This is a genomic window from Luteimonas sp. MC1782 (assembly GCF_014164605.1).
Lineage (GTDB): Bacteria > Pseudomonadota > Gammaproteobacteria > Xanthomonadales > Xanthomonadaceae > Luteimonas.
In genome coordinates this window covers 1-10,000 of sequence record NZ_JACJFT010000005.1, presented here as the reverse complement: position 1 = coordinate 10,000, position 10,000 = coordinate 1, and the positions used below count along the sequence as shown (strand labels likewise).

The following is a 10,000-nucleotide window of genomic DNA, read 5'->3' as shown; positions in this document are numbered from 1 at the left end:
CCGAGAGTGATTCCGCCTAGTTCTAGCCGCTCATTCCCAGAAATGGACGTGGCATTCGAGCAGGCCATGGTTGATTGGACGCAGATCACCAAAAGTAACAGCAGTGCTTTCATAGGGGCCTAACGCCTGAATTAAGCCGCGCCGCGAAGCGGCGTCGGCTTGAATGAATTGTTAGGCCTATGCCGCGACAAGGCCAAGCATTGCAATGACACATGTGCCACGGAGAAGCACATACCCATCTGGATCAGGGAGGCCAGGGCCGACCATGGGGTTGTCCAACTCTCGCAAGTCATCGCCGGGCTGCATCAAGGCCTTCATACGATTCCACTCACCGTTTCCGTAAGCGAACGGAACTTGCGGGGCAGTGGGATTGCGTGCTGCAAAAGCCATGCCGATACCCTCAAGATCGTCGACTGTGTAGGAGGGGCCAGTTACGCGAAATCCTCCGTCCAAAGGCAAGCAGGACGCAGTCCTAGAAGGTGCATAAGCACACGACGTGGAGAGCATAGCTAGCAAGATTGCGAGGATCTTGAGCATAGGCCTAACGCCTAAGTTAAGCCGCGCCGCGCAGTGGAGCAAACCACATGGCAAGCTGTATCTGCCATGTGGTTTGTGTAACGAAGCGGTGTCGGCTTGAACGCATGGTTAGGCCACACTAGCCGCCATTAGCGGTGGATGGGTCGATCACCGCACTGATTGGCGTGATCTTGTTGGCCGGAAATCCCGACTTCTCAGCATGCTCCCGAATGAGCTGCTCACTCGGTGCGTTGTAGACACAGTAGATCTTGTCACCCGCGACGTAACTATGAACCCATTGAATCTCAGCACTCATCTCCGAGAGCACAGCGTTGGAGTGCTTGGACGCGTCACGTAGCTCTTCGCCTGACATGTCTCCGGCACCGGCTATCTCCCGTTCAATCAGGTACTGCGTCATTAGCATTCTCCTGAGTTGCCGCGTTTCCCCGAAAGTGGGGCCTAACACCAGAATTAAGCCGTGCCGCGAAGCGGCATCGGCTTGAATGACTTGTTAGGCGCGCTATGGAGAGCCACGCCGCTCATCGATGACCCCTACCGCAGCCGCGATGGCGAGTCTACGGTACTCGTCGCGGTTCTCCCGCGCTGTCTGCTCAGCCAAACCGGCCGGCCAAACACTCTTGTTGATTTCACGGTACTGCGAGGCGACCGCCTCTTCCAGGATCTTCAACTCAGTCAAGCACTCCTCCGCCGCCAGCCGGGCAATAACCGCGGACTCGTTGCCTGATGGAAGTTGCTCAACGGACTTGTCGAGTACGCAGAACACGAACGTGTCGAGGTCAGGTTGCACCCGCTCCGCAATGTCCGCGCCTGTAACAGGTCCAGATAGCGCGATAAGAACTAGGCCCAGAGATAGAGTCATGTGAGCGCCTAACGCCTGAATTAAGCCGCGCCGCGAAGCGGCGTCGGCTTGAATGAATTGTTAGGGCTCAGACTAGACCCAGCGTCCAACCAGCCACTATGAAGGTAAGTGCTCGGAGCACAAGTGATGCAATCGCTCCACGTGCTCCCTCCCAACCGACAAAGTCCAATACTGTCTCGCAGGCAAGTATGGCTCCACCAAACCAGTAAATAGCATTAGCTGGTTCGGCAGCTATCAGTGATTGTGTCTTGTAAAAGCAGAAGCCAAGAATCCCTAAGAATGCGAGACTGCCGATAATCTGCCAGATGTTTTTTTGGAAGAAATCACCCCATGTTGCTGCTTTCCCATGCATAACGTCCCCTTTTGCTCGACCTGAGCCCTAACACCCAAGTTAAGCCGAGACGCGTAGTGAAGCGAAGCACATGGCAAGCTGTACCTGCCATGTGCTTTGCGTAACGAAGCGGCTTCGGCTTGAACGCATTGTTAGGCCCCAGCCCGTGCTGCAACCGACACGACGGTGATGCTGCCATTGAACCCCTCCGCAATGCACGCTGCGATGGCGTCCGAGAACTCATCCCTCAAAGCAGAGCCATCTGTGTCGTAGTCGTTGTCGGCTTGCAACAGCAACCGAGATCCGTCCCAAGTGCACTGAACGTTCTGGTGCCAAGGCCGGTGCACGAATTCTTCAGCGATGTCCCGGGCAGCGACAGCACCGACATGCTCAGGAACTTCACTGCAGGCAAGGATTACTCGATACATGGGGCCTAACGCCAGAATTAAGCCGTGCCGCGAAGCGGCATCGGCTTGAATGAATTGTTATGCCCCAACCTCAGGAAGCCAGCGCTTGATGAGCGTGTAGGACTTGCTGGTTGGCGTGTGTAGAACAGAGATGGTGTCGGTCATCTTGGTCTGCTCCCACTTGGCAGGGTTCGTAACAAAATCTGCGTAGTAGCCAAGGACATCTATGCGGCGGAAGTGTCGGAACCAGACGCCAAGCTCCTGGTGCGGGGCGCGGATGTAGTTGTACTTGCCAGTGACACGAACCAAGGCACATGGATAGTGATGCGCAATGACCAGGACTGCGTCCCCCTCCGACATGGTGTGAGCGAACTCCCAATAGTCGCGTTGTGCGACAGGAATGTTCTCGCGATCTACATCCGTCAGGTCGCCGGGCGGGTCTGCGAAGTCGAGGCCGATATAGCCAAGGCCCAAAGATTTCATGGTGTGTGACACCGACTGGGCGCTGTCCGAAGGGTGGAGCTGCATACGCCAGAACTTCATGGACTCTCCATTGGGGCATAACGCCTGAATTAAGCCGAGCCGCGAAGCGGCTTCGGCTTGAATGAATTGTTAGCCATCGTCCAGCATTCTTTGAACCATCTGCCTTGTTGAGACTGATGCGAGACGCTCCACCCCGCCAGACCCTCGGTGGCGGACCAGTAGAAGCTGAACTCCATTCCACCTTGAAGCGAATGGATTACCTTGGCCCCCTTGGGCTCGGTGCATTCGCGCAGATGGGGCTCACCTACCTGCGTGAACTCGATCCCATTCAACGTCCAGTGCTCAGATGGCATATCCGGAATGCCGAACGTGAAGTAGGTTCCGATTATGCAAGTGGGAAGCAACTTCGATGCGCAGTTCCGAATGTCCATCGCGTCGTGCCCAATGCGCAACGTCTCGCTCGCGTAGCTCAGGTTCGCGTCAATGCCATCCGTTGACTCGTATTGCACGTCCGGCTGCAGGCCAATTCCCGCGGCGACAAGTAGCGGCAAAGCTTTCATGAGGGCTAACACCTAAGTTAAGCCGCGCCGCGTAGTGAAGCCAAGCACATGGCAAGCTGTACCTGCCATGTGCTTGGCGTAACGAAGCGGTGTCGGCTTGAACGCATTGTTAGGCGCCATCCTACAGGAGCAAAAACGCGGCGATAAGCAGTACCGGGGCAAGTAGCAGCATGGCTCTCGCCAGGAGAAGCTTGGCCCGGAATCTACGCGGCTGGTGATCTTGCGGGAGACTGCGGTCCAAGAGCATCTCAATTACAGCAATCGAGTTCTTGCCGCTGACACCGCCGGGGGCTCCAAGATGCTGAGACAACCCAGGGTCAAAGCGCCGGATATCCTCCAAAGCGGAGCGTGCGACCAGGTAGTAAACGAAGGCGTAGATCGCTGCGACGCCAATGATGTGTCGAGCTTCCATTGCGACAGACTCACCCGTGGCGCCTAACGCCTGAATTAAGCCGCGCCGCGAAGCGGTGTCGGCTTGAATGAACTGTTAGGCGGCGCACCGGAGTGCAATGCCGCCGATGACAAACAGTACCAGCCACGACAGGTGCTTGCCCTTGGTGAGAAGCAACGGCAAGACTCCGGACGCAACGAAGGTTAGCCCGATGATCTGGAGCATGCCGGACACCGTGAGGTCGCCGCGACCCGCATGTACCAGGAGCGCAGCAAATCCGAACCACGCGACCGTGGTGATGTGCCAAGCAAAGCGCAACGTTCGGATCGTGAACTCCGAGCTGCCGAATAGCTTTGGCAGGTCACTGCGGCGAAACAGGCGGGTGAGGATGTACCGCTCCCCGAGGAACGAATGGGCTGCGCCCAAAGCCACGGCGAGAACTGCTGCGAAGTAGAGAAATCCTTCCATAGCCGCCTAACGCCAGAGTTAAGCCGAGACGCGCAGTGGAGCGAAGCACATGGCAAGCTTTACCTGCCATGTGGTTTGCGTAACGAAGCGGCTTCGGCTTGAACGACTTGTTAGGCCGCCGCACGCCCGGCTTGCACCCGACCTGGCGACAGCCCAACCCCTACGCCGAACAGTACAACAAGTCTGGCCGAATGGCCTGAGGCTGGCACTTGCCGGGGCCGAAGCCAGAACCAGCAACTCGCGCGGCCAAGAACTCTCACCGCGCACTGTCCGAAGCCGACCCGGCAAGTCAAATCTTGCGGAGGGTCGCGCCTGTCCGAAGCCCAGGTGCATAACGCCGGCTGCCGATGCCCTCAATGCGCGTGCGAAGAACCCAGCGCAACTGTCAACGCGAGATGCGACAAGCAGCAGAAAGCCACTGCTACAACAGTGCCGAGAACAAGGCCTAACACCCAAGTTAAGCCGAGACGCGTAGTGGAGCAAAGTACATGGCAAGCTGTATCTGCCATGTGCTTTGTGGAACGAAGCGGCTTCGGCTTGAACGCATTGTTAGGCCCCAACTCAGCGAGCTTGGAAGTTTAGAACCAGCAAGCGCTGGAATGCACCAGGATCCCGTGGCAGTGGCAGCGGCGACGATCGCTGAACAGCTGCGCGGATCGATTGCTCCAGCGCATCATCTCCACACGGTTGTCTGAACTCTGCTGCTTCTACAGTACCGGCAAGCGATATCGTGAGATAGATACGGCAAGTCGCTACGGGCGCAGACCGGGGGGCTGGCCGCGACCAGTTGCTCAGAACTCTCTCCTGCACGGAAGCGGCCCACTCGGCTGACGCTGTGAGCTCAGCCGCGCGGACAACATTGGTTCCCCAAGCCAAGAAGAGTAGGAGCAACAACGCGACAGTCTTCATTTGGGGCCTAACACCTAAGTTAAGCCGCGCCGCGCAGTGGAGCCGGCCACATGGCAAGCTTTCTTTGCCATGTGGTTGGCGTAACGAAGCGGTGTCGGCTTGAACGCATAGTTAGGCCGCACTCTGGAATCTTTCAGCGCCGAGTGCAAGCCAGACGGCAACGCAAAGACACGCGACTGTTGCCCCGCCAAGAAGCAGCAGGGCCAGTCCGGGGAAGCGGTACGAAGCAAAGCCTCCGACCAGGAAAGCCGCCGGCAAGAGAAGAAGTCGGTTTCCTGCCCAGCGATGAAGAGCCACAGGATCAGCCACGCGAGCGTAATCAACGACGTTGAGTGGCTTTGAGACCCCCGCAAAGCGCACAGCCAGAGCCACCGCTAGCAGGATCGGCACGAGAGCGAACTGGACGATTGCGAGGACGGCTGCCATGCGGCCTAACGCCTAAGTTAAGCCGACCCGCGCAGTGGAGTGGACCAGGTGGCAAGCTTTACCTGCCGCCTGGGCCGCGTAACGAAGCGGGTTCGGCTTGAACGCATTGTTAGGCGGCACCTGGTTTGCTGCCGCCAGCGATGTGCCAGATTACGCCAACGCAGACGCTCAGTAGACCGATACCGAACGCCACCGCAGCGGACCCCGGAGTTTGACCGGTCAAGTAGTAGACCCCAAGAGCTACGACGATACCCACAGCGGTTGGAATGACTATCCGACGCACGAGCAGTAGGTCTAGCCAGCTCCCCGCCAGGTCAAACAGATCGATCGCCATAGATCTCCCCAGTGCCGCCTAACGCCTGAGTTAAGCCGAACTGCGTAGTGGAGGCAAAGGCATGGCAAGCTTTTCCTGCCATGACTTTGCTGTAACGAAGCGGTTTCGGCTTGAACGAATTGTTAGCCGCGTACTACAGCCCTGCGGCCGCGTCCCACACGTTTTCACGGCCGATCCGCTGCTCCCATGCCTGATATCGGGAGGCGAGCGGACGAGCATACTCCGGCAGCTCGTGGGCTGGCGGCTCGCTGACGAAGAACGGCATGCCTTCTTTGAACCAAGCGGGTGTCTGTTGCCTCCCCAGCAGACCGAGCTGCTGGGCTTGAAGCATGTGGATGTACTCATGCTCCACGATGTAAGGAACCCAAGACTCTGGCGGCAGAATTACACCCCAATTGAACAGCGCAGCCCCACGCTCCATGCCCCCGCCGAAGGAGTGGTAGCACCGACGGGTGGAGCAGAACACCGTAACCGGAGCATCCTTTAGGGGAACCAGCTTGCGACCAACCTCAGCAACGGCAGCACGTTGCAGCGCCAGAGCTTCAGTGAGTCGTGACGGATCCTCGACGCATACTCGGTCCGCGCAGGTCACCCCGTTAAGAGCCGGCGCAAGAATTCGGACGGGCTTGAACGTGGCCCAGGCGATCGCCGGCATGGCGACCACCAAGGCAAGGGCAGCTAGCTTCAGTAAGCGTCGATTTCTCATCAGCGGCTAACACCTAAGTTAAGCCGACCCGCGCAGTGGAGCGGCGCACATGGCAAGCTCTTCCTGCCATGTGGGCCGTGTAACGAAGCGGGTTCGGCTTGAACGCATTGTTAGGCCGCACCGCGACGGGCAGCCTCAATATCTCGGAGGAACCGCTCCTTGTTCCGTGGAGAAATCATGAGCGACCTTCCCGAGCCGTAGTCAATACGCAGCCGGTCCAATGAAAGCGCTGGGCTGGAGAGCGCGTTGGAACTGGGCGTAATGCTGGTGATGTCCGCTACTTTGATGTGCCACTTGAACGGGCCGCTTAGTACTCTTAGCTGACGGGGCTCCAACGTATAGCGCGTTGAAAGCAACAGCCAGATAGGCAGGCCGACACCTATGACGACGATGAACGCGGCCACGGGCCACGCAGCGGGGGACCCGTCAGACACGGTTACGACAGCGGCGAAAAGTGACACCGCAATCGCAACTGCGAGAACAGCAAGCAACCACGCATCAGTTTTTGATTTGTAAACGGTCGCCATAGCCTTCCTTTGCGGCCTAACACCCAAGTTAAGCCGAACCGTGTAGTGGAGCGAAGCACGTGGCAAGCTCTACCTGCCATGTGATTTGCGGAACGAAGCGGTTTCGGCTTGAACGCATTGTTAGGCGCCATCCTAAAGGAGCAAAAACGCGGCGATCAGCACTACCGGGGAAAGCAGCAGCATGGCTCGGGCCAGTAGCAGTTTTGCCCGAAATCTGCGCGGCTGGTGCTCTTGGGGGAGACCTCGATCCAAGAGCATCTCAATTACAGCCATCGAGTTCTTGGAGCTGATACCTCCGGGAGCTCCAAGATGCTGAGACAGCCCAGGGTCAAAGCGCCGGATATCCGCCAATGCGGAGCGTGCGACTGCGTAGTAAACGAAGGCGTAGACCGCTGCGACGCCAATGATATGACGAGCTTCCATTGCGACAGACTCACCCATGGCGCCTAACACCCAAGTTAAGCCGAGACGCGTAGTGGAGCGAAGCACATGGCAAGCTGTATCTGCCATGTGCTTTGCGGAACGAAGCGGCTTCGGCTTGAACGCATTGTTAGGGCCCGCCCAGAGCGGTCCCGGCGAAGAGTGCCACAAACGGCACTACGAGAAGCACAACTGAGACCGCAAACAACGCCGGGTCTGTGGTGCGTTGACCGGGATGCCGGCGATGCCAGCGAAAGCTCATGTATGTGCCAATTGCCAGAAGCAGAAGCGCCAACGGGTACGCAAGTACACCGAGGTAGAAAATGGTTGCACCGTCGCCCCAAACCTCTTGGCCTGACGGGCGGAAAATGAGCATGTACCAAAGAATGTAGGCAACCAGGAGCGCGCTGGGAGCCCAGGAAGCGACGAGAAACGTCTTTGACCAATTGCGACTCTGCATCAGTGGGCCCTAACACCAGAATTAAGCCGTGCCGCGAAGCGGCATCGGCTTGAATGATTTGTTAGGCCTGCGGCCCATGATGCTACCGAAAGAAGAAGCCATCACTCTTGAGGAGTTCGTGAACACTTGCTGGGTTGAAATAGCACTGCTCTTCGTACATGACTTGCCGGCCACTGTAGCTGTAGATAAGCTGCGATTTGCCAAACGTGATCAAAAGATCCTGCTGCCCTTGCAGGCAGTTGGATGTCTTAGATGCTCGTAGGCTGGCGAGAACTGGTTCCATGAAATTGTGACAGTTGGCGCCGCAAGATCGCCGAACTTGAACGCTAGCCTCAGACTGGATCTTGCGAGCGTCGTAGTCGTAGTCCTCGGTTCGAGAGACAAAGTAGAACGAAACAGACGAGGATGAACGCAACTGTTGCTCAATATCGTCGGCGGCAGATCCAGCATGTGCGGCGCACCCGACGAGGAGCAGCAATCCGGCACCGGCTATTGCAACAAGCAGCCTCATACTTTGCTCCGCAGGCCTAACGCCAGAATTAAGCCGAGCCGCGAAGCGGCTTCGGCTTGAATGACTTGTTAGCCATCACTGCTATTGGCCTCAGACCGATTGCATCCGGAGAATTTGATGATCCGATGAGTCACCTTGCGCCCTTCGCCGCCTACGCCTGCGGTGATGCTGCTTTCTTGAGCGCTCAATCCGGCATGCCCTTTGCCAGAAACGTCGTAGTACTCAGTGATCTCCACCTCGTTTGACGTTGAAATTCTCTCAGCGATGGCGATCTCTTGAGACACGCGCGCTTGGTGGGCTTGGAACTCCATAACGATCTTCTGTTTCTGGGCCTCTGCCTGCAACTCTTGCATCCCCTGCGACTCTGCGGTCTTGATGTCTCCCTGCGACTCTGTGAGGGCTGTTCTCAGGACCTTGACGTACCCAGGAACAAACGCCTCGTACGCTACGTCGACGGCAATTTCAGAAAGACTTTTCTTGCTCACCCGCAACCTCTCCTGTGATGGCTAACACCTAAGTTAAGCCGAGACGCGTAGTGGAGCAAAGCACATGGCAAGCTGTACCTGCCATGTGCTTTGCGTAACGAAGCGGCTTCGGCTTGAACGCATTGTTAGGCCGCGCCGCCAGACAGCCTGCCCCAAGACTGCCGAAGGCCCACAAGGTGGACGATGCCGATCAGCAGGCAGATTGAAGAGCTTACGACCCAGAACGTCATGCTGTTTCCCGGGAAGTACGCCATGACCGGCGCGAACGCGACGCCCCGGACAATGTAGATGGCGGTGATTGCGCAGAGGGCGGTACGGCGCAACGGAAGCTTGCGAATCACGCCGGCTCCGGACAGGGCGTAAGCACTCCACGCAGCAAGAACGCCGGCAATGACCAAGGTAACGACGGTGGGATACCAGTGGCCGGCCAAGTAGAGCTGCGCCATCTGCTCTCCGGCGCCCAAGAGCCGAAAGAGCGGAGCGCCTACTACCAGACACGCCAGATGAATCAGCGCGGCGAGCCCGCTAAGGGCGGCGCCGACTACCAGAAGCTTGTTGGTTGAACTGGCCATGCAGCTCCCCAGCGGCCTAACACCTAAGTTAAGCCGAACTGCGTAGTGAAGCTAACCGCATGGCAAGCTGTACCTGCCATGTGGTTTGCGTAACGAAGCGGTTTCGGCTTGAACGCATAGTTAGGCCCCAACTCAGAGGGCCTGGAAGTTGAGAACTAGCGACCGTTGGAACACAGCAGGGTCACGTGGAAGTGGCAGTGGCGAAGAGCGCTGAACGGCTGAGCGCACAGACTGCTCCAAGGCCGCGTCCCCACAAGGTTCCTTGATCTCTGCAGATTCCACAACACCGATAGGCGATATCTTGAGGTAGATGCGACAGTGAACTGCTGTTTCAGCGTGGCCAGGCGGGCGAGCCCAATTGCCTAGAACGCTTCTCTGCAATGCAGTGGCCCACTCAGCTAATGCCGAAACATCAGTCGCACTTGCAGGGCTAGGTGCCCAGGCCGACAAGAGTAGAAGCAACGCAGCGAGACTCTTCATTTGGGGGCTAACACCTAAGTTAAGCCGAGACGCGTAGTGGAGCGAAGCACATGGCAAGCTGTACCTGCCATGTGCTTCGCGTAACGAAGCGGCTTCGGCTTGAACGCATTGTTAGGCCCCGTCACGGCGAACAC

General features: G+C 57.7%; 9 protein-coding genes. All 9 read right to left on the bottom strand.

Annotated features, from left to right (window positions below):
* Window positions 1-655 precede the first annotated feature (655 nt).
* The 9 genes from H5368_RS13280 to H5368_RS13230 all read right to left on the bottom strand — a co-directional run bounded on the left by H5368_RS13280 (window position 656) and on the right by H5368_RS13230 (window position 9,386).
* The gene (locus tag H5368_RS13280; RefSeq protein WP_182825485.1) at window positions 656-934 is read right to left on the bottom strand and encodes a DUF4242 domain-containing protein; all 279 of its coding nucleotides are present in this window, start codon (window positions 932-934) and stop codon (window positions 656-658) included.
* 102 nt (window positions 935-1,036) lie between these two features.
* A complete protein-coding gene (locus tag H5368_RS13275; protein WP_182825483.1) occupies window positions 1,037-1,396 on the bottom strand; it encodes a hypothetical protein in 360 nt (119 codons plus the stop codon).
* Between the two features lie 816 nt (window positions 1,397-2,212).
* Complete coding sequence (locus H5368_RS13270) at window positions 2,213-2,677, bottom strand: hypothetical protein (protein WP_182825481.1); 465 nt, start codon at window positions 2,675-2,677, stop codon at window positions 2,213-2,215.
* Between the two features lie 29 nt (window positions 2,678-2,706).
* The gene (locus H5368_RS13265) at window positions 2,707-3,177 is read right to left on the bottom strand and encodes a hypothetical protein (RefSeq protein ID WP_182825479.1); all 471 of its coding nucleotides are present in this window, start codon (window positions 3,175-3,177) and stop codon (window positions 2,707-2,709) included.
* A 487-nt stretch (window positions 3,178-3,664) separates the two neighbouring features.
* Window positions 3,665-4,036, bottom strand: a complete 372-nt coding sequence (locus tag H5368_RS13260; protein ID WP_182825477.1) for a hypothetical protein — start codon at window positions 4,034-4,036, stop codon at window positions 3,665-3,667.
* Window positions 4,037-5,838: 1,802 nt separating this feature from the next.
* A complete protein-coding gene (locus tag H5368_RS13250; RefSeq protein WP_182825473.1) occupies window positions 5,839-6,360 on the bottom strand; it encodes a hypothetical protein in 522 nt (173 codons plus the stop codon).
* Window positions 6,361-7,900: 1,540 nt separating this feature from the next.
* Window positions 7,901-8,329, bottom strand: a complete 429-nt coding sequence (locus H5368_RS13240; protein ID WP_182825469.1) for a hypothetical protein — start codon at window positions 8,327-8,329, stop codon at window positions 7,901-7,903.
* A gap of 68 nt (window positions 8,330-8,397) precedes the next feature.
* Complete coding sequence (locus H5368_RS13235) at window positions 8,398-8,814, bottom strand: hypothetical protein (RefSeq protein ID WP_182825467.1); 417 nt, start codon at window positions 8,812-8,814, stop codon at window positions 8,398-8,400.
* Between the two features lie 125 nt (window positions 8,815-8,939).
* Window positions 8,940-9,386 (bottom strand): hypothetical protein, encoded by a 447-nt coding sequence (locus H5368_RS13230; RefSeq protein ID WP_182825465.1) that lies wholly within the window; start codon window positions 9,384-9,386, stop codon window positions 8,940-8,942.
* Window positions 9,387-10,000 lie beyond the last annotated feature (614 nt).

Coding starts and splice junctions, on each gene's coding strand:
- H5368_RS13280 (WP_182825485.1), bottom strand. CDS start 934: ATGACGCAGTACCTGATTGAACGGGAGATAGCCGGTGCCGGAGACATG.
- H5368_RS13275 (WP_182825483.1), bottom strand. CDS start 1,396: ATGACTCTATCTCTGGGCCTAGTTCTTATCGCGCTATCTGGACCTGTT.
- H5368_RS13270 (WP_182825481.1), bottom strand. CDS start 2,677: ATGAAGTTCTGGCGTATGCAGCTCCACCCTTCGGACAGCGCCCAGTCG.
- H5368_RS13265 (WP_182825479.1), bottom strand. CDS start 3,177: ATGAAAGCTTTGCCGCTACTTGTCGCCGCGGGAATTGGCCTGCAGCCG.
- H5368_RS13260 (WP_182825477.1), bottom strand. CDS start 4,036: ATGGAAGGATTTCTCTACTTCGCAGCAGTTCTCGCCGTGGCTTTGGGC.
- H5368_RS13250 (WP_182825473.1), bottom strand. CDS start 6,360: ATGCCGGCGATCGCCTGGGCCACGTTCAAGCCCGTCCGAATTCTTGCG.
- H5368_RS13240 (WP_182825469.1), bottom strand. CDS start 8,329: ATGAGGCTGCTTGTTGCAATAGCCGGTGCCGGATTGCTGCTCCTCGTC.
- H5368_RS13230 (WP_182825465.1), bottom strand. CDS start 9,386: ATGGCCAGTTCAACCAACAAGCTTCTGGTAGTCGGCGCCGCCCTTAGC.